Genomic DNA, 18,225 nt, shown 5'->3' with positions numbered 1-18,225 from the left:
GTCACCCCCGTCCGGTGATCGCGGCCACCGCGTCGCCGGTGAGCGACGACACGACGGACGGCAGGGCCATGAAGAGCGCCCCGGCGAAGACGACGGTCAGGCCGATCTTGATCGGGAAGCCCATCTGGAAGGCGTTGAGCGCCGGGGCCACACGAGTGAGCAGCCCGAGCCCGACGTCGGCGAGGAACAGCACGACCACGAGCGGGCCGGCGATCTGCAGCGACGACAGGAACATCTGGGTCAGGGCGGTGACGAGCACGGACGCCAGGCCACCGAGGTCGAACGTGCCGGTCAGCGGCACCGCGTCGAAGGACCGCACGAGCCCGGCGACGATGAGCTGGTACCCGCCGGAGGCGAACAGGAGCGCCAGCGCCGCCATCTGGAACAGCCGCGTGAACTGTGCGCCGTTCACCTGGGACTGCGGGTCGTACGCCTGCGCGAGCGTGAACCCGCCGAACAGGTCGACGAGCGCGCCGGCCGACTGCACCGCGGCGAACACGAGGAACACCAGGAAGCCGAGGGCCAGCCCGACGAGCAGCTGGGTGAGGAGCGCGAGCAGGAACGGCCCGATCGCGAGCGACTCGTAGCCGGCCGCGACCCGCGGGGCGACGCCGATCGCCAGCCCGATGCCGAGGATCACCTTCACCGTCGCCGGGAACGCACGGTACGAGAACGGCGGGGCGATCACGAAGAAGGCGACGAGGCGCACGCCGGCGAGCATGGTCGCCTCGAGGCGGTCGGCATCGATCGACAGCTCCATCAGCCGGACCCCAGGAGCTTGGGGATCATGTCGAAGGCGGCGTGGGTGAACCCGACCATCTCCGAGATCATCCAGTTGCCGCAGACGACCAGCGCGATCGCGACGGCGACGGCCTTCGGCACGAAGGAGAGCGTGACCTCCTGGATCTGCGTGACCGACTGGAACAGGGAGATCGCGAAGCCCACGACGAGCGAGGTCACGAGCACGGGCGCGGCGAGCTTCGCCGACACCAGGAGCGCCTGCAGCGTGAGGTCGATGACGGCCTGCTGGTCCATCAGTGCACCACCTGGTAGCTCTCGATGAGGGACTTGATGATGAGCCCCCACCCGTCGACGAGGACGAACAGCAGGATCTTGAACGGGAGCGAGATCATGACCGGCGGGAGCATCATCATGCCCATCGACATGAGCGCCGCCGAGACGACGAGGTCGATCACCAGGAACGGGATGAAGATGACGAACCCGATGATGAAGGCGCTGCGGAGCTCGGAGATCACGAACGCGGGGATCACCGTCGTCATCGGGACGTCGGCCATCGACTTCGGGTTGTCCTGCCCGGCGGCGCGGGTGATGAGCGCCACGTCCTCCTCGCGCGTCTGGTGCAGCATGAAGGTCCGGAGCGGCTTCGTCCCGATCTCGACGGCCTGGGCGAAGTCGAGGTGCCCGGCGAGGTAGGGCTGCAGGGCGTCGTCGTTGATGTGGCCGAGCACGGGCGCCATGACGAACAGCGACAGGAACAGCGCGAGGCCGGCGAGCACCTGGTTCGGCGGGATGGACTGCAGCGCCAGGGCGTTCCGGGTCATCGCGAGCACGACGAAGATCTTCGTGAACGACGTCATCATGAGCATCAGGGCGGGCGCGACGCTCAGCAGCGTGATCCCGATCAGCGTGACGACGGCGGACGACGGGGTGCCGTCCGGTCCGTTCACGCTGACGCTGAAGTCACCGGTCGCGGGCGCCGTGGGCGTGGCGGGAGCGGTCGGCTGGACGACGCCGGCGGCGTGGGCGCCGGTGGCGGTGAGCATGAGGAAGCCGGCCACGACCGTCACCCCCAGCAGCAGGAGGGCGATCAGACGTCCGGTCCGCGCCGCGGTCACCCGGCCCGCCGGTTCCGGAGCGCCGAGGCGGCCTGCCGCCAGGTGTCGGCGGACAGGATCGACCCCTGCAGCTGCTGGGCGGTCGGCAGTGCGGCACGCTGCGCGCGACGGTTGCGGGGGCGCATGGGCAGCGGCTGCGCCGCGTCGGACGGGAGGGACGGGGCGGCTGCCGTCTGCTGCGCGAGTTCCTGACCGAACCGCTCGGCCGACGGGGTCGGACGCACGGGCAGCGTCACGGGTCCGGTCACGATGGTGAGTTCCGGCGCGGGCGCCTGCCCGCTGGTGAGCAGTGCGACGCCGTGCTCGGAGACACCGAGCACGAGGCGCTCGCCCTCGACGTCGACCACGACGACGCTCGCCTTGCCGCCGATGCCCTGACGCCCGACGACCTCGACCGAGGCCGAGCGGCGCCCCTTGGTCTTGCTCCCGACCAGGCCGCTCTTCGCGACGCGACGGTGCAGCACCCACATGAGCGCGAGCACGACGCCGAGCGAGAGCGCGACGCGGAGGACGATGACGGCGGTGTCCACGTCGGGGCTCAGACGCTCTCGGCGACGTCGAGGATCTTGGTGATCCGGACCGCGTAGTCCTGGTCGACGACGACGACCTCGCCGTGCGCGATGAGCCGGCCGTTCAGCAGCACGTCGGCGGGGGCACCGGCGCTGCGGTCGAGCTCGACGACCGCGCCGGGCTCCATGCCGAGCACGTCGCGGACGGACATCCGGGTGCGGCCGATCTCGACCGTCAGGGTCATCTCGACGTTGTTGATCCGGCCGAGGTTCCCGGCGGGCATGCCGAGCACCGGCGCCTGGACGGCGGACGCCGACACGGTGCCGTTCTCGCGGACGCGCAGGGCGAACCAGCCGCCGGGGACGCCACCGGCGGTCAGCTCGAAGACGACCGTGTCCGGGTCGGCGAGGAGCGCCGAGGCCGACTCGCGCCGCGCGTCGCCGAGGACGCCGACGCCGAGGACACCGGCGGCGGCCTCGAGCGACGGCCGCAGCACGTCGGTGACGTCGACGATCCCGTGGTCGGTGCCACCGGCGGCGACGACGGCCTCGAGGTCGGTGAGCACGAGGACGAGGTCGGCCGACAGGCCGCCGACGAAGGACGCGACCACGGCGTCACCGGCCGCTTCGAGGGCGACGGGTGTCGCGCCTCCTGGCTGGGCCACCGCGGTCAGCGGCGCGGCCGTCGGGAGCTGCGCGGCGAGTGCCTCGGCCGCCTGCGTGTGGAGGGTGGTCGTGACGGTCATGCGGGCTGCTCCGATGTGGTGGTGACGACGATGCCGGCGAGGCGCGAGCCGTTCGCGCCGACGGCGGCGGTGCCGACGGGCTCGCCGTCGACCGCGATGGTGAGGGGACGGTGCTGCGGGTGCGGCAGCGGCAGGACGTCGCCGACGGCCAGGCGGAGGACCTGCGACGGCAGGACCGTGGCGGGCGCGAACCGCAGGCTGACGCCCACCGGGACGGAGGCGAGCTGCGCGTCGACGAGGGCGCGGGCGTCGGCTGGTGAGACGTGCGTGGCGGTCTCGCCGAGCTGCGGCAGCACCGCGTCGGCCGGCAGCGCGAGGGTGCCGGGGGCGACGCGCTCCCCGACGCGGATCGTGAACGAGGCGACGATCATGAGGTCGCCCTTCTGGGCGGCCTGGGCGAACTGCGAGTTGAACTGGAACCCGCCCGCGGTGACGTCGTGCGCGAGCAGCCCGCCGAACGAGTAGCGGAGGTCGTCGAGGGCGTCCTCGACGATCTTGCGGACGAGCGCCTGCTCGATCGGGGTGAACGTCCGGTCCGGCGTCGGCAGCGGCTTCGAGGCGCCGAGCGCGTGCGAGACCCAGGTGAGGGCGGCGTCGAGGGGCACCTGCAGGACGCCCTTCGGCACCACGTCCGCGATCGGCAGCAGGACCATGCCCGTGAGCGCGGGCAGGGACGCGGCGTACTCGTCGTACGTCGTCATCTGGACCTGCTCGCAGGTGACCTGGCTCACCGCGCGGACCTTCGCCGTCAGCTGGGTGCCCCACTGGCGCGCGAAGGTCTCGAAGGCAAGCTCGAGGACCCGGGCGTGCTCGCGGGCGAGCGTCGACGGGCGCGCGAAGTCGTACACCTCGGGCGCTGGCAGGGTCTCGGTCACGGGTGCGTCTATCGGTCCGCTGTGCCGGACCCGTCAGTGCTGTGCCGCGGCTGTGCCTCCTTCTGGGGGCGGGCGGGCGGTCGTTCGCTCAGCCGGTCCGTGCTCCGTCCTGCGCCTTCGCCAGGGCCGGCATCAGGGCACTGACGTCCTGGTCCTGGTTCGAGAGCACCACGATGTCGACCCGCCGGTTCAGCGTGAGGTCGGCGTCCGTCCCGCCCTTCGCCAGCGGACGACTCGACCCGAACCCGACGCTCTGGACGTGGTCGGCCGGCATCCCGCCGCGTTCCACCAGGTCGCGGAGCACCCCGGTCGCGCGGGCGGCGCTGAGTTCCCAGTTCGTCGCGTACGGTGCCGTCGAGTTCCGCTGGTCGGCGTGGCCCTCGACGCTGACGTCGTGGCCGCTCGTCTTCAGCACCGGGGCGATCGCGTCCATGATCCGCTTCGCCTGGTCGGACAGGTCGGCGCTGTTCGTGGTGAAGTACGTCTCGCTGCCGACGAGCCGCACGGTGAGACCGCGCGCGTCGACCGTGAACTGCACGTTCGACGTCTGCCCGGCCTTCGCGAGGTTCGCCTTGATGGCCTGCTCGATCGCCTGCAGGTCGTCGAGCTCCTGCTGCGCCGCCTGGACGTCCGCCTTCGTCGCGGTCTTCGGGACGACGGTGGACGCCGGGTCGACGTTCGTGTCCTTCGTGCCGGACGACGCGGTCGAGTGGTCCGCCTGCGACTTGTCGACGGAGTAGCCGGAGCCGTCCTTCACCTCGTCCTTCGTCACGACGGTCCCGGACGCGGTGTCGATCTTCTGCGACTTGACCTCGCCGAAGCCCGTGGCGAGCGAGTTCTTCAGCTGGATGTACTTCTGCTGGTCGACCGTCGACATCGCGAAGAGCACGAGGAACATGCACATCAGCACGGTGATCATGTCCATGTAGGACGCCATCCAGCGCTCGTCGGGGTGCTCGGCCTCGTCGTGGGACTTCTTCGAGCGGCCGCGACCGCGCCCGCGGGGGTTCGCGCTCACGGTCAGGCCGCCAGCTGCTGGTCGTCGGCACCCGCGTCGCTGCCCTTGCCGGACTTCCCCTTGCCGCCCTTGGCCTCGCCACCACGCGCGGCGGGCGGGACCATCGCGGTCAGACGTTCCCCGAGCAGACGCGGCTGGCTGCCCGCCTGCACGGCGAGGAGGCCCTCCATGAGCAGCGTCTGGCGGTCGGCCTCGAGCTGCGCGAGCTTGCGGAGCTTGCCGCCGATCGGCAGCCACAGGAAGTTCGCCGTCAGCAGGCCCCAGAGCGTCGCGACGAACGCACTCGCGATGAGGGGACCGAGCTCGTCAGGCTTGCCGAGGTTCGCGAGCACGTGGGTGAGCGACACGACCGTGCCGATGATCCCGACGGTGGGGGCGAACCCGCCGAGCCCCATGAAGAACGAGCTGGCCGACCGGACCGGTGCGGCGTTCGACTCGATCTCGTCCTCGAGCAGGATCCGCAGCTCGTCGCCGTCGGTGCCGTCCGCGATGTTCTGCAGCGCCTTCTTCATGAAGGGGTCGTCGTGCTTGTCGGCCTCCTGCTCGAGCGCGAGCAGGCCGTTCGCGCGGGCGGTCTCCGCCAACCCGACGACGTCGTCGATGACCGACTGCGGCGGGGTGACCTTGCCCGTGAACGCCTTCGGGACGGCCTTGAAGCTCGCGATGGCGTCCTTGAGCGTCGTACTGGCGATGCCACAGCCGATCGTCGCGCCGAACACGAGCAGCATCGGCGCGGGCAGGAACAGGCCGGCCAGCTCGACGTGCTCCATCTCGACCATGCCGAACAGGGCGCCGAAGGCGAGGAGGATGCCGATGATCGTCGCGATGTCCACGTCAACGACCCCCGTCCTGCGAGCGGGGTGCCCGGTCGGACGACACGGGGTGGATCGGGGCGACCGCGGCCAGCGTCGGCTGGGGGCCGGTGGCGTCGTGGGCGGCGGTGTCGGTGCCGTACGCCATGCCGACGATGCGCGCCCGGTACGCGGCGATGAGGTCGATGACGTCGGCCATCGACTCGCGGACGATGTACTTGGCGCCGTCGACCATGATGAGCGTCGTGTCCGGCGTCTCCTGGATGCGCTCCACGAGATCGGGGTTGACAGCGAATCCGCTGCCGTTCAGTCGTGTGACGACGATCATGGCCCGTCCTGGTTCTCGATCGTCCCGCCGCCGTCCGTGGGGCGGGATGCTGCCCGTCCGTGGGCTGCACGGAGGACTATCGGCCCACACGTGTCGTGCGTTAGCGGCGTGTACCCCACTCCAGGAAGGTCCCAGCAACCGGGTGCATCCACGACGGGGGTCCCGGCGGTAGTGCCCGTACGACGTCGACGACGACGTCGCCCGTACCGGCCCACCGGGCCAGAAGGAGACCTTCGATGCGCAAGACACTCGCCACCGGCCTGACCGCCGGCGTCCTGTTCGCAGCAGCAGCCGCGGTGATGCCCGCGACCGCGGCGACCGCCGCGTCCGGGGACGCCACCCTGTCCGTCCTGCACGCCGTACCGGCCGTCACGGTCGACGTGTACCTCGACGGCAAGCGCGCCCTCGACGACTTCAAGCCGGGCACCCTCGCCGGACCGATGATGGTGCCGGCCGGCGCCCACAGCATCGCGATCACGGCATCCGACGCGACCGACGCGTCGAAGCCGATCATCGGACCGGTCGACGTCACGCTGCAGGCCGGTGCGAACTACACCGCCGTCGCCCACGACAAGACGGACGGCTCCCCCACGGCAACCCTGTTCACCAACGACACCTCGGCCACCCGGGCCGGGCAGGGACGCCTGATCGTCCGGCACGTCGCCGCCGCCCCGGCGGTGGACGTCCTGGCCGGCGGCAAGGCCGTCGTCAGCAACCTGTCGAACCCGGACGAGCAGGCGCTCGAGCTCCCCGCCGGAACCGTCTCGGCCTCGGTCGCGGCCACCGGCACGACCGACCCGGTGATCGGCCCGGCCGACGTCGCGGTCACCGCCGGCGCCGACACGATCGTGTACGCCTGGGGCAGCCTGGACGACAAGACCCTGGCGCTCGCCACGCAGACGATCTCGAACCTCGGTGGCACGCCGAACGGGGTCCCCGCGGGCAACGCCGGTCTCGTGGCCACGAACCGGGTCGACAGCGCACCGCTCATCGGCGGTGCCGCGGCCCTCGCGGCGGCCGTCGCCGTCGGTGCCGTCGTCCTCCGTCGCCGCCATCTGGCGACGGCGGACCGCCGAGCGGACTCGGGACGCTGAACACCGCCCGAACGGCACGGACCACCGCGGCGACGCTCGTCGTCGCCGCGGTGGCCACGGCCCTCCTGACCGGGTGCTCGTCGGCCGGGTCCCCCTCCCCCGGCGGGCACCCCTCGCTCGTCCCCGCGGCACCCACGCCGGTGCCGTCCGCCTTCTCGACGGCGGTCCCGCAGCAGGCGGCCACCCTGCCGCCCGTCACGACCGCGGCGGCCCCCGACCGCATCACGGTCGACTGGGCGGGTGTCACCGCCCCGGTCCGTCCCAAGGGCGTCGACGAGCAGGGCGCCATGGCCCTGCCACCGGACCCGGCCACGGCCGGCTGGTACCGGTACGGCGCGGCCCCGTCCTCGACCGCGGGGGCCGTGGTGATCGCGGCCCACGTCGACGCGGTCGGGTACGGCGTCGGACCGTTCGCCCACCTGCGCGACGTCCCCGACGGCACGACCGTCACCCTCACCGACACGGACGGCGCCGACACGCGGTGGCGCATCACCTCCGTCGACCTGCTCGAGAAGCGCGGCCTGCCGTGGGCGTCGGTGTTCCGGACGGACGGACCGCGCCAGCTCGTGCTCGTCACCTGCGGCGGGGAGTTCGACACCACCACCCACCACTACGAGAGCAACCTCGTCATCACCGCCACACCGATCGGGTCCTGACCCGTACGATCGGAGTGCGCGGTCGACGACGACCGCACCAGCGACAGGAAGACGTGACGGCCATCCTCCCGGACGACAGCGAGCTCTCCGACGCCTTCAGTGCCGGGGGCGAACCCGCTCTGCGCGCTGCCTACGAGCGCTGGTCGCCACTCGTCCACTCCCTCGCCCTCCGGGCGCTCGCCGACCCGAGCGCGGCCGAGGACGTCACCCAGCAGGTCTTCGTCAAGGCCTGGCGGCACAGTGCGCGGTACGACCCCACGAGGGCCCCGCTCGGCGCATGGCTCGTCGGCATCACCCGGAACTGCATCACCGACGCCCTGAACGACCGGCAGCGACACCCGAGCGCCGCCGACCCCGTCGTCGTCGAGGAGACCACCGCCGCCCCCGAACCCGCGTTCGACCTGGCCGAACGCGCGCTCGTCGCCGGCGAGCTCGACCGGCTCGACGAGGTCCCGCGGAAGGTCATGCGGTTGGCGTTCTGGGAGGACCTCAGCCATCGTGAGATCGCGGAACGGCTGGACCTGCCCCTCGGCACGGTGAAGAGCCACATCCATCGGAGTCTGGCTCGGCTCCGAACACGTTTGGAGGTGATCGAATGAAGCACGTCGACGACGAGACGCTGGCGATGCTCGCGGTCACCGACACGGTCGCCGACGACGACGTCGCGGCGCACCTGGCCGCATGCGCCGTCTGCCGCGACGCGGTCGCGGAGTTCCAGCGCGTGGCCGCGGTCACGCGGTCGAGCGCGGACCTCGAGCTGGTGGCCCCGCCGGAGCGCGTCTGGGACCGCATCCAGGCCGCGGTCCGCGCCGAGCAGGACGCCGACCGGGAGGCGCGGGTCGACCCCGCCCCGTCAGTCCCCCACGCCGTCGCCCCGGCTCCGGCACCGCGGCCGGCCGGTCCGGCCGACCGACCCGCTGGCGGCCCGCGTGCGGGCCGCGGGACCGCGGTCCGTCGTCGCCGACGCACGATCGCCGGGGTCGTCGCGGCGGGCATCGGCGTCCTCGCCCTCCTCGTGGGCATCGGCGTCGTCACCGGCGTCGTGCCGGGGGCCGGCAGCGGCGAGACCGTCGTCGCGACCACGGACCTCAGTGCGCTCCCGAGCTGGTCCGGCGCCCGCGGCAACGCGGAGCTCGAGCGCGACCGCGACGGGCGACTGACCCTCGTCGTCGACGTGCACGGTGACGGCGACCGGAACGGGGACGCCGGGGCCCTCCGCGAGGTCTGGATGATGCAGACCGACCTCAAGGGCCTGGTGAGCGTCGGGTACCTCGACGGGGACCGTGGGCGGTTCCGGGTGCCGGCCGGCATGGACCTCGCGCGTTACCCGGTCGTCGACGTGTCGGCGGAGCCCGACGACGGCAAGCCCGCGCACTCCGGCGACTCGATCGTCCGGGGCACCTTCACGTCCCCGTAGGCTCGCGTGGAGCGTCGACCCTTGGACAACGGTCGGCGCCTAAAGTCTCACAGACGGTGTATTCCTGCTGCGCCCGGGAGATTCCTGGGTGTTGTCCCCCGGTTTTTATCTCATGAGCGTGTTACGTTGGCGCCATGTCCGACACCACCACCGTCGTCACGCCGACCCCCGCGGGGACCCCGGCACCGCTCCGCGAGGTCGGCGCCCTGATCCGGGGCGCACGCAAGGGCCGCAGCATGACCCAGGCCCAGCTCGCCGAACGCGTCGGCACCAGCCAGAGCGCGATCAACCGCATCGAGCAGGGTGGGCAGAACCTGTCCCTCGAGATGCTCACCCGCATCAGCGACGCCCTCGACCAGCAGATCGTCTCCATCGGCGGTGCCCCGCAGCGTGCGCACCTCCGCGTGCAGGGCGGTCGGAAGCTCAGCGGCTCCATCGCGGTGAACTCGAGCAAGAACGCCGCCGTCGCCCTGCTCTGCGCCTCGCTGCTGAACCGCGGTGTCACCCGCCTGCACAAGGTCGCGCGCATCGTCGAGGTCGACCGGATCATCGACGTGCTCCGCAGCCTCGGCGCCAGCGTCACGTGGTCCGAGGACGGCGAGACCCTCGAGATCGTCGCCCCGTCCGACCTGCACCTCGACGCCATCGACGCCGACGCCGCCCGCCGGACCCGGAGCGTCCTGATGTTCCTCGGCCCGCTCAGCGGCCGGTACGAGTCCTTCCGGCTGCCCTACGCGGGCGGCTGTGACCTCGGGACCCGCACGGTCGAGCCGCACCTCATCGCGCTCCGTCCCTTCGGCGTCGACGTCGAGGCGACCTCCGGCTGGTACGAGGTCGGCGTCGCGAGCCAGCACGTCCCCACGAAGTCCGTCGTGCTCACCGAACGCGGCGACACCGTCACCGAGAACGCGATCCTCGCCGCGGCCGCCCGCGACGGCGAGACCGTCATCCGGAACGCCAGCCCGAACTACATGGTGCAGGACCTCTGCTTCTTCCTCGAGCTCCTCGGCGTCCGCATCGAGGGCATCGGCACGACGACCCTCCGCATCACCGGCAAGAGCCGCATCGACGAGGTCGTGGACTACTGGCCGAGCGAGGACCCGGTCGAGGCGATGAGCCTGCTGACCGCCGGCATCGTCACCGACTCCACGCTCACCGTCACGCGGGCCCCGATCGAGTTCCTCGAGATCGAGCTCGCGACCCTGGCCGAGATGGGCCTGCGCTTCGACGTCTCGCCGGAGTACCCCGCCGCGAACGGCCGTACCCGCCTGGTCGACATCACGGTGCACCCGTCCGAGCTGCACGCGCCGATCGACAAGATCCACGCGATGCCGTTCCCCGGTCTGAACATCGACAACCTGCCGTTCTTCGTCGTCATCGCCGCGATGGCCGAGGGCACGACGCTCGTGCACGACTGGGTCTACGAGGGGCGTGCGATCCACCTGCTCGACCTCACCCGCCTCGGCGCGAGCGTGACCCTGCGCGACCCGCACCGTCTCGACGTGACCGGGCCGACGCACTTCTCCGGCGCCGAGGTCAGCTGCCCGCCGGCGCTGCGCCCCGCGGTGGTCATCCTGCTCGCGATGCTCGCCGCCAAGGGCGAGAGCGTCCTGCGCAACGTGGGCATCATCGCCCGCGGCTACGAGCAGCTGCAGGAGCGGCTCAACTCGCTGGGCGCCTCCATCGAGACGTTCCACGACTGATCGACGCGGGCTGCGGTCACTGACGTGACCGGATGACGGGCTGGAGGCGCGGGGCGGATCCGTCCCGCGCCTCCAGTCCGTCGTCAGCCGCGACCGACGAACGGCATGGCGGTCGGCATCACCGTCAGGTTCGGCACGTTCGTGCCGGCCGGCATGCCGGCCATGTACGCGACCGCACGGCCCGTCTCGGCGACGTCCATCGTCGGTTCGGGGCGCGTCGAGCCGTCCGCCTGGAGCGTGCCGTCCGCGGCGCCGGACCCCATCGTGGTGGCGGCGTTGCCGATGTCGATCTGTCCGCAGGCGATGTCGAAGGGGCGCCCGTCGAGCTGGAGCTGCTTCGTGAGTCCGGCCACCGCGTGCTTGGCGACCGTGTAGGGCGCGGACAGCGGACGCGGTGCGTGCGCGGAGATCGAGCCGTTGTTGATGATGCGGCCACCCTGCGGTGTCTGGGTCCGCATGATGCGGAAGGCCTCGCGGGCGCAGAGGAACGAGCCGGTGAGCGTCACCGACAGCACCGCGTTCCAGGTGTCGAGCGTGAGCTCGTCGAACTGGGTCGCCGGTGCGCCGGTGCCGGCGTTGTTGAAGAGCAGGTCGAGTCGACCGAAGCGCTGCACGGTCTCGTCGAAGAGGCGCCGGACGTCCGCCTCGGTTGAGACGTCGGCGACGATCGGGACGATGCGGGGAGACTGCGCTGCGACCTCGTCGAGCGGCTCGGCGCGCCGACCGGCGACCACGACCGTCCACCCGTCGGCCGCCAGTGCCAGGGCGGCGGAGCGGCCGATGCCGCTCCCGCCCCCGGTGACGATCGCGGTGCGCTCCTGGTGGTCGGTGGTGTCGTCGCTCATGCCCGCACGCTACCGCGGATGGGCCCGTCGACGGCAGGCGTCAGATGTCGAGGACGCCGTCGACCGCGGTGCTGCGGGGCGGGATGTGGCCGGTCGCGATCTCTTCCTCGAGGTACATCGTCACGTAGCCGTGGTCGACGGGACGACCGGTGTCGTCGAACACCCGGTAGCGGCGGCGGAGTCGGAGGAAGGGGACCGCCGTGTGCTCGAACGACACCACGACCTCGGTCGCGGGCCAGTCGCCCTCGACCTCGACGCGGACCTCTCGGAAGTCGCTCCGGGCGCGTCGCGGTCCGTCGACGCCGCGTGACCAGACGATCACCGGGTCGGCGAGGTGTGCGAACTCCTCCACGAGCCGGGCGACGCTGCGTGCGCGGCGCACGGTGTCCGCGTCCCACCGGGGCCACCGCGTGCCGTCGACGCCCGTGAGGTCGATGCGCTCGATCCACGGGGCGCGACGGGCCTCGCGCTCCTCGACCGAGCGCTCCCACTCGGCGTCCGCGGCCTCGGCGTCCCACTCGACCGGGTCCTCGACCGGGACCGAGTCGAGGGCGTCGGTGTCGATCGTGACCGGCAGGCCGCCGGACACGTCGACGACGACCTCGCGCGGCCGGTAGACGACGTCCCGGGAGCCGGACGCACGGGGTACGAGGTCCGGACCCGTTCGGTGGAACCGCAGGGTCATCCGGTCACCCTCGACCGTCACGTCCTCGACGAGGTGGTCGACAGCGATGGTCGTGCGGGAGCCGTCCGGCGCGACGCGGACGAGCTCGGTGGGCGGCGTCGGCGATGGCGGGCCCGGCGGCTCCGCTGCGTCGGCGGCGCCGTCACCGTCGGCGGAGTCGTCCTCCGTGTCGCCGAAGCCGATGGACCACTGGTACGCGGTCATGACCCTCGTCCCGTCGTCGTCCGGATCGTGGTCGGCACCCGCCTCGAGGTCGTCGTCGGGCCAGGGTGCGTCGTCCGCGTCGTCTTCGTCGTCGTCAGGCTCGGTCCAGGCCGCTGGGTCGGGCCAGAACGGGTCGGCCTCTGCCCACTGGAGATCGGAATCGACCAACGCCGCGAGGTCCTCGTCGTCGTCGATCGTCGTGCCAGCCATCCACGTCGATGCATCGCGAGGATCGGCGAGCCAGAGGCCTCCGGCTTCCGCGGCGACGACTCTCCGGTCCCCGAGGTCGACGGCGGCGCCGACGCGGTCCGGGTCGAGGTGCACCGCGGTCCGGGTGACCTCGTCGATGCCGTCCGAGGAGTAGACGACCCACACGCCCTCGCCCGTGGGCCAGGCCTCGGCCTCCTCGACGGCCCGCTCGGGCAGCGGAGCGGTCGGCCAGGTCAGCCACCGCACGACCGTTCCCTCCTCGACGACGGCAGCCACGGGACGGTGCAGGTCCGGGACCACCAGCCGGTGACCGATGGACACGACGTCGAGCGGGAGCAGGTGGTCGGGGTCACGCGCGTCGGTCACGTGCGTGACGCTACCGGTCACGGGTGTCCGACGGCACCGTCAGCCGCGAGCGGGTTGACTGGGGTGTCGGCCGCATCCGGTCCGACGCCACGAGGAGGAATGCGTGCTCGGACCTGAACTGGTGGTCGTGCTCGGCCTCGCCATCGCGCTGACGGCGGGCATCGCCGACCGCATCCGGGTCGCTCCGCCCGTCCTGCTGCTCGTCTTCGGCGCGCTGCTCGCCCTCGTCCCGGAGTTCGCCGGCGTGCAGCTCCCCGCCGACGCCGTGCTGCTGCTGTTCCTGCCGGCGCTGCTCTACTGGGAGAGCCTGACGACGTCGCTGCGCGAGATCCGCAAGAACCTCCGAGGCATCGTCCTGATGGGCACGCTGCTCGTCGTGGTGACCGCCGGCGCGGTCGCCGTGCTGCTCCACCTGCTCGGCCTGCCGTGGGGGCCCGCCTGGGTGCTCGGCGCCGCCGTCGCACCGACCGACGCCACCGCGGTCGGGGTGCTCACGAAGATGCTGCCGCGACGGAACGTCACGGTGCTGCGGGCGGAGAGCCTCGTGAACGACGGCACCACCCTCGTGGTCTACGGCATCGCGGTCGCGGTGACGGTCGGCACCGAGGAGCTGACCTTCTGGGGTGTCTCCGGCATGCTCGCACTGTCGTACCTCGGCGGTGTCGCCGCGGGTCTGGTGGCGGCGTGGCTCGGCACCCAGGTGCTCCGCCGGGTCGACACCGTCGTGCTCGAGAACCTCGTGACGCTGCTCGTGCCCTTCGTCGCGTTCCTCGGCGCCGAGGCGATCGGTGCGTCCGGCGTGCTGGCCGTCGTCGCGGCGGGGATCGTCGTCAGCCAGGTCGGCCCGAAGCTCGACCGCGCCGAGACGCGCCAGCAGGTCCGGGCGTTCTGGTCGTTCCTGACCTTCCTCCTGAACGGCGCGCTCTTCGTCCTCGTCGGCATCGAGGCGATGGTGGCGGCGCGCGCGCTCGACCCGGCCGAGTTGCTCCGCGCCACCGGGGTGATCGCCGCGGTGTCGGTGGTCCTCGTGCTCGTGCGGTTCGCCTTCCTCAACGCCGCCGGCGGCACGGTCTGGCTCGTCACCCGACGCTCGGGCGGTGCACCGCGCGAGGGACACCGCGACCGGCTCGTCAGCGGCTTCGCCGGGTTCCGCGGGGCCGTGTCGCTCGCGATGGCCGTCGCCGTCCCCCGGACGCTCCAGTCCGGTGGCGCGTTCCCCGACCGGGACCTCATCGTCTTCGTCACCGCCGGGGTGGTCGTCGTCACGATCGTCGGGCAGGCCCTCGTCCTGCCGGCGGTGCTCCGCCGGGCGGCCCTGCCCGAGGACGAGTCCGTGGGCGAGGAGCGTCGGACGGCGGAGCGGACCGCGATCGAGGAGGCCCTCGACGCGCTCCCCCGCCTCGCCCGTGCCACCGGCGCGGACCGGGCCACCGTGGACCGGGTGCGGAAGGACTACGAGGCCCACCTGGACGTCATCCAGGCGCGCGAGGAGTCGGACGACGACCACCCGGCGCTGCAGCGGCACGACACCGCCGTCGCCCTCGAGCTCGAACTCGTCCGGCACAAGGCCGCCACGCTCCTGCGGATGCGGGACGCCGACGAGATCGACGACCTCGTGCTCCGCCAGGTCCGCTCGGGGTACGACGCGGAAGAGGCCCGACTGAACGGCGCGTCGTCGGGCTGACCCCCGTCCTCTTCCGACGATCTGCGATTCTTGGACGATCCTGATCCCCGGCGCCCGAGGCTGTCGCCATGCACCTCCTCGACGCCGCCTCCCTCCTGCACGCCTTCGGCCCCTGGGTCCTGCTCGGCATCGGCGTGGTCGTGTTCATCGAGTCCGGCGTGCTCTTCCCGTTCCTCCCCGGTGACTCCCTGATCGTCACCGCGGCGATCCTCTCGGGCGGACTCGGCATCACGGCGTGGCAGATCGTCGTCGTCGGGGTGGTCGCGGCGTTCCTCGGAGACCAGGTCGGGTTCTGGATCGGGCGCGGTGCCGGACGCCGGCTGTTCCGAGACGACGCCCGCGTGCTGAAGACCTCGCGGTTGCACGAGGCGGAGTCGTTCTTCGCGCGCTACGGCGCCCTCTCGCTCGTGCTCGGTCGGTTCGTCCCGGTCGTCCGCACGTACGTCCCCCTCGCCGCCGGCACCGCCGACGTGCGCTGGCGCCGCTTCACGCTGTGGAACGCGCTCGGTGGCACGGTGTGGGTCGTCCTCATGACCCTGGTCGGCGTCCTGCTCGGCGGCATCCCGTTCGTGGCGCACAACATCGACGTCCTCGCGCTCGTCATCGTCGTCTTCTCGGTCCTGCCCGTCGTCATCGGCGCGGTCCGCGCGCGGCGCGGCCGCCGGAGCCGTTCCACCACCAGCTGAGCGCCTCGTCCCCCACCCGATCGCGAAGGATCCCCATGCCACGCTCGACCCCCGCCCACGTCGCCACCGTCCGCAACAAGGTCCCGGACCCGACGGCGTCGTTCTGGATCGTCAAGGTCCTCGCGACGACCGTCGGTGAGACGGCCGCCGACCTGATGAGCGAGACGCTCGGACTCGGCCTCCCCCTGACCACGGTCGTGATGGGCGCCGTGCTGGTGCTGTTCCTCGTCCTGCAGTTCCGCGCACGTTCCTACCGTCCGTCAGTCTACTGGGTCACCGTCGTCCTCATCAGCATCGTGGGCACGTGCATCACAGACAACCTCACGGACGGGCTCGGCGTCCCGCTGTGGACGAGCACGACGGTGTTCGGGGTCGGCCTCGTCGTGGTGTTCCTCGCCTGGCACCGGGTGGAGGGCACGCTGTCCATCCACCGGATCGACACGGTGCGCCGCGAGGCCTTCTACTGGCTCGCGATCCTGTTCACCTTCGCCCTCGGCACCGCCGCGGGCGACCTCATCGGGGAACAGACCGGTATCGGGTACTTCCCGGCACTGCTGCTCTTCGCCGGCGGCATCGCCTTGGTCGCCCTGCTCCGCTTCGGGCTCCGGGTCGACGGGGTCGCGTGCTTCTGGGCAGCGTACGTGCTCACCCGGCCGCTCGGCGCTTCGCTGGGAGACCTGCTCTCGCAGCCGACGTCCGATGGCGGACTGGGCATCGGCACGATCACCACGAGCACGGTGTTCCTCGCCGCGATCCTCGTGGTCGTCGGGGCGACGTCCGTGCGGCTCCGGCGGTCCTCCGCTGCGCTCACCGACGGGTCGGTCGAGGCGGTTCGGCTCCGCCGGTCACCCGCGGCAGACTGAGCACGAACATGGTCCCGCCCGGGCCGGTGGCGCCGACACGGACCGATCCCCCGGCCCGGACGGCGATCTCGCGGACCAGGGCCAGGCCGATCCCGTAGCTCGTCCGACGCTCGGCGGGACCCGCCGCGGGCGTCCCGTGCGCGAAGCGGTCGAAGACCCGGTCCGGGTCGATCCCGGTGATGCCGTCGCCACGGTCCCGCACCGCGATCTCGACGGTCCGTGGCGTCGCCGTGACCCGGACCTCGACGTCGGAACCCGCCGGAGCGTGCCCCACCGCGTTGTCGAGGAGTGCGACGAGAGCTCGGCGGAGCGGCGTCGCGGACATCCGGACCGCCACGTCGACGTCGCCTCCGCCGTCTCCGCGGTGCACGATGCGCACGGCACGCTGCTCGGCGACCACCTGCAGGTCGGCGACCGCACCGTCGACCTCGAGGGACACCGGCGTCGCCGCCGATCCGTCATCGCCGTCCATCGTCGCGGCCCGCAGCAGGTCGTCCACCACCGCCGCGAGCGACCGCGTGTCCTCGCGGAGGGCGTCGACGATGGGCGTGCGGTCGTCGTCGGCGGACATCCTGCGCTGCAGCTGCTGCACCCGCGCACTCATCACGGTGAGCGGCGTGCGCAGCTCGTGGCTCGCATCGGCGACGAAGGTCCGCTGCAGCCGCAGCGCCTCCCCCAGCGGCACGACCGCACGTCGGGCGACGAACCACGTCGCGAGCCCCGCGAGCAGCACCGCACCGGCGCCGATCACGGCCAGGGCGCCGAGCAACGCGTCGCGGTCGACGAAGATCCGCGTGGTGTCCGCCGCGTGCTGCTCGTGCACCTCGGTCGGCGTGGACTGCCAGAGCACGTACGCGAACACGAGGCCGACGATCACCACGACCAGCCCGGCCGACACGAGGGCGACCTGCACACCGATCCGCACCGCCGACCGCCGGACCGCGACGTCGTCCGCGTCACGGGTCACGGTGAACCGATCCGGTAGCCGGTCCCGCGGATCGTCGTGATGAGCTCACGGTCGGTCTTCCGCCGGATGTAGTGCACGTACGTGTCGACCGTGCCCTCGACCTCGCTGTCGCCGAACACGGTCGACAGGATGTGCGCCCGGCTGAACGCCGTCGTCGGTGCCCGGGCCAGGAGTTCCAGCAGGGCGTTCTCGCGATCCGTCAACTGGATCCGCCCGGAGTACGGCGAGTACACGGTCGCGGTGTCCGGGTAGAAGGTCCACGCACCGATCGGCAGCGGGTCCCCCTCCGACCGGAAGTCCCGCGTCAGGGCGCGCAACCGCGCGGCGAGCTCTTCGAACTCGAACGGTTTCACGAGGTAGTCGTTCGCTCCGGCGTCGAGCCCGGAGACCCGGTCGCCGAGCGCGCCGAGGGCCGTGAGCATCAGCACCGGGGTCGCGTCGCGTCGACGCCGCAGTCGGGCCACGACCTCGGCACCGTCGATCCCGGGCAGCCGTCGGTCAACGACCATCACCGCGTACATCCGGTCCGCCGCCGCGTCCAGCGCATCCTCGCCGCTCGTCACGAGCGTCACGTCCCAGTCCTCGCCGAGCACGTCCGCCACGAGGGGCCCGAGTCGCGGGTCGTCCTCGACGAGCAGCAACCGGTCCGTCCTCGTCACCGTGCCTCCTCCGGCGCGTCGCGGGTGGCACCGTCCGTCCAG

The 18,225-nt window shown here is 72.1% G+C and carries 21 protein-coding genes; 8 read left to right on the top strand and 13 right to left on the bottom strand.

The window, feature by feature from the left end; genetic code table 11:
- Position 1 precedes the first annotated feature (1 nt).
- The 9 genes from ACIQUC_RS02165 to ACIQUC_RS02125 all read right to left on the bottom strand — a co-directional run bounded on the left by ACIQUC_RS02165 (position 2) and on the right by ACIQUC_RS02125 (position 6,144).
- The gene (locus ACIQUC_RS02165; RefSeq protein ID WP_402262733.1) at positions 2 to 760 is read right to left on the bottom strand and encodes a flagellar biosynthetic protein FliR; all 759 of its coding nucleotides are present in this window, start codon (positions 758 to 760) and stop codon (positions 2 to 4) included.
- Entirely contained in the window at positions 760 to 1,035 is a 276-nt protein-coding gene (fliQ, locus tag ACIQUC_RS02160; RefSeq protein WP_022907977.1) for a flagellar biosynthesis protein FliQ, read from the bottom strand. The genes ACIQUC_RS02165 and fliQ overlap by 1 nt, the downstream gene beginning before the upstream one ends.
- Positions 1,035 to 1,856 (bottom strand): flagellar type III secretion system pore protein FliP, encoded by an 822-nt coding sequence (gene fliP, locus ACIQUC_RS02155; RefSeq protein WP_022907978.1) that lies wholly within the window; start codon positions 1,854 to 1,856, stop codon positions 1,035 to 1,037. The genes fliQ and fliP overlap by 1 nt, the downstream gene beginning before the upstream one ends.
- On the bottom strand, positions 1,853 to 2,386 hold the full coding sequence (locus ACIQUC_RS02150; protein ID WP_402262729.1) for a FliO/MopB family protein: 534 nt from the start codon (positions 2,384 to 2,386) through the stop codon (positions 1,853 to 1,855). The genes fliP and ACIQUC_RS02150 overlap by 4 nt, the downstream gene beginning before the upstream one ends.
- Before the next feature lie 8 nt (positions 2,387 to 2,394).
- Positions 2,395 to 3,111 (bottom strand): flagellar motor switch protein FliN, encoded by a 717-nt coding sequence (gene fliN, locus ACIQUC_RS02145; RefSeq protein ID WP_402262726.1) that lies wholly within the window; start codon positions 3,109 to 3,111, stop codon positions 2,395 to 2,397.
- The gene (locus tag ACIQUC_RS02140) at positions 3,108 to 3,986 is read right to left on the bottom strand and encodes a flagellar motor switch protein FliM (RefSeq protein WP_022907981.1); all 879 of its coding nucleotides are present in this window, start codon (positions 3,984 to 3,986) and stop codon (positions 3,108 to 3,110) included. The genes fliN and ACIQUC_RS02140 overlap by 4 nt, the downstream gene beginning before the upstream one ends.
- A gap of 88 nt (positions 3,987 to 4,074) precedes the next feature.
- On the bottom strand, positions 4,075 to 5,004 hold the full coding sequence (locus tag ACIQUC_RS02135) for a flagellar motor protein MotB (RefSeq protein WP_022907982.1): 930 nt from the start codon (positions 5,002 to 5,004) through the stop codon (positions 4,075 to 4,077).
- 2 nt (positions 5,005 to 5,006) lie between these two features.
- On the bottom strand, positions 5,007 to 5,837 hold the full coding sequence (locus ACIQUC_RS02130) for a motility protein A (protein WP_402262722.1): 831 nt from the start codon (positions 5,835 to 5,837) through the stop codon (positions 5,007 to 5,009).
- Position 5,838: 1 nt separating this feature from the next.
- The gene (locus tag ACIQUC_RS02125) at positions 5,839 to 6,144 is read right to left on the bottom strand and encodes a flagellar FlbD family protein (RefSeq protein WP_402262719.1); all 306 of its coding nucleotides are present in this window, start codon (positions 6,142 to 6,144) and stop codon (positions 5,839 to 5,841) included.
- A 236-nt stretch (positions 6,145 to 6,380) separates the two neighbouring features.
- Between ACIQUC_RS02125 and ACIQUC_RS02120 the strand changes: the two genes are divergently transcribed.
- From ACIQUC_RS02120 to ACIQUC_RS02100, 5 genes are all read left to right on the top strand, one after another.
- Positions 6,381 to 7,238 (top strand): DUF4397 domain-containing protein, encoded by an 858-nt coding sequence (locus tag ACIQUC_RS02120; protein WP_402262716.1) that lies wholly within the window; start codon positions 6,381 to 6,383, stop codon positions 7,236 to 7,238.
- Positions 7,239 to 7,288: 50 nt separating this feature from the next.
- Complete coding sequence (locus ACIQUC_RS02115) at positions 7,289 to 7,894, top strand: sortase domain-bontaining protein (RefSeq protein WP_402262714.1); 606 nt, start codon at positions 7,289 to 7,291, stop codon at positions 7,892 to 7,894.
- 53 nt (positions 7,895 to 7,947) lie between these two features.
- Positions 7,948 to 8,493, top strand: coding sequence for an RNA polymerase sigma factor (locus tag ACIQUC_RS02110; RefSeq protein ID WP_402262711.1), 546 nt, complete (start codon positions 7,948 to 7,950; stop codon positions 8,491 to 8,493).
- Complete coding sequence (locus tag ACIQUC_RS02105; protein ID WP_402262708.1) at positions 8,490 to 9,311, top strand: anti-sigma factor domain-containing protein; 822 nt, start codon at positions 8,490 to 8,492, stop codon at positions 9,309 to 9,311. The genes ACIQUC_RS02110 and ACIQUC_RS02105 overlap by 4 nt, the downstream gene beginning before the upstream one ends.
- Before the next feature lie 134 nt (positions 9,312 to 9,445).
- Positions 9,446 to 11,014 carry a helix-turn-helix domain-containing protein gene (locus tag ACIQUC_RS02100; protein WP_402262706.1) on the top strand — a complete coding sequence of 523 codons (1,569 nt, stop codon included), beginning with the start codon at positions 9,446 to 9,448 and terminating at the stop codon, positions 11,012 to 11,014.
- 83 nt (positions 11,015 to 11,097) lie between these two features.
- Here ACIQUC_RS02100 and ACIQUC_RS02095 read toward each other — a convergent pair whose 3' ends face one another.
- Together ACIQUC_RS02095 and ACIQUC_RS02090 are read right to left on the bottom strand one after the other, a co-directional pair.
- Positions 11,098 to 11,859: an SDR family oxidoreductase gene (locus ACIQUC_RS02095; protein ID WP_402262704.1), complete on the bottom strand. Its 762-nt coding sequence runs from the start codon at positions 11,857 to 11,859 to the stop codon at positions 11,098 to 11,100.
- A gap of 40 nt (positions 11,860 to 11,899) precedes the next feature.
- Positions 11,900 to 13,324: a hypothetical protein gene (locus ACIQUC_RS02090; protein ID WP_402262702.1), complete on the bottom strand. Its 1,425-nt coding sequence runs from the start codon at positions 13,322 to 13,324 to the stop codon at positions 11,900 to 11,902.
- A gap of 103 nt (positions 13,325 to 13,427) precedes the next feature.
- Here ACIQUC_RS02090 and ACIQUC_RS02085 point away from each other — a divergent pair, with 103 nt between their 5' ends.
- The 3 genes from ACIQUC_RS02085 (at position 13,428) to ACIQUC_RS02075 (ending at position 16,557) form a co-directional block, all read left to right on the top strand.
- Complete coding sequence (locus tag ACIQUC_RS02085) at positions 13,428 to 15,008, top strand: Na+/H+ antiporter (RefSeq protein WP_402262699.1); 1,581 nt, start codon at positions 13,428 to 13,430, stop codon at positions 15,006 to 15,008.
- A 68-nt stretch (positions 15,009 to 15,076) separates the two neighbouring features.
- The gene (locus tag ACIQUC_RS02080) at positions 15,077 to 15,694 is read left to right on the top strand and encodes a DedA family protein (RefSeq protein WP_402262697.1); all 618 of its coding nucleotides are present in this window, start codon (positions 15,077 to 15,079) and stop codon (positions 15,692 to 15,694) included.
- A gap of 35 nt (positions 15,695 to 15,729) precedes the next feature.
- Positions 15,730 to 16,557 (top strand): hypothetical protein, encoded by an 828-nt coding sequence (locus tag ACIQUC_RS02075; protein ID WP_402262694.1) that lies wholly within the window; start codon positions 15,730 to 15,732, stop codon positions 16,555 to 16,557.
- Here the strand turns inward: ACIQUC_RS02075 and ACIQUC_RS02070 are convergent.
- A complete protein-coding gene (locus ACIQUC_RS02070) occupies positions 16,502 to 17,524 on the bottom strand; it encodes a sensor histidine kinase KdpD (protein WP_022905525.1) in 1,023 nt (340 codons plus the stop codon). The genes ACIQUC_RS02075 and ACIQUC_RS02070 overlap by 56 nt on opposite strands.
- Entirely contained in the window at positions 17,521 to 18,183 is a 663-nt protein-coding gene (locus ACIQUC_RS02065) for a response regulator transcription factor (protein WP_022905526.1), read from the bottom strand. The genes ACIQUC_RS02070 and ACIQUC_RS02065 overlap by 4 nt, the downstream gene beginning before the upstream one ends.
- Positions 18,184 to 18,225 lie beyond the last annotated feature (42 nt).

This window comes from Curtobacterium sp. NPDC098951 (assembly GCF_044759965.1).
GTDB lineage: Bacteria > Actinomycetota > Actinomycetes > Actinomycetales > Microbacteriaceae > Curtobacterium.
Note: the sequence above shows the minus strand (reverse complement) of the source record. Positions and strands in the feature narration are given on the sequence as shown.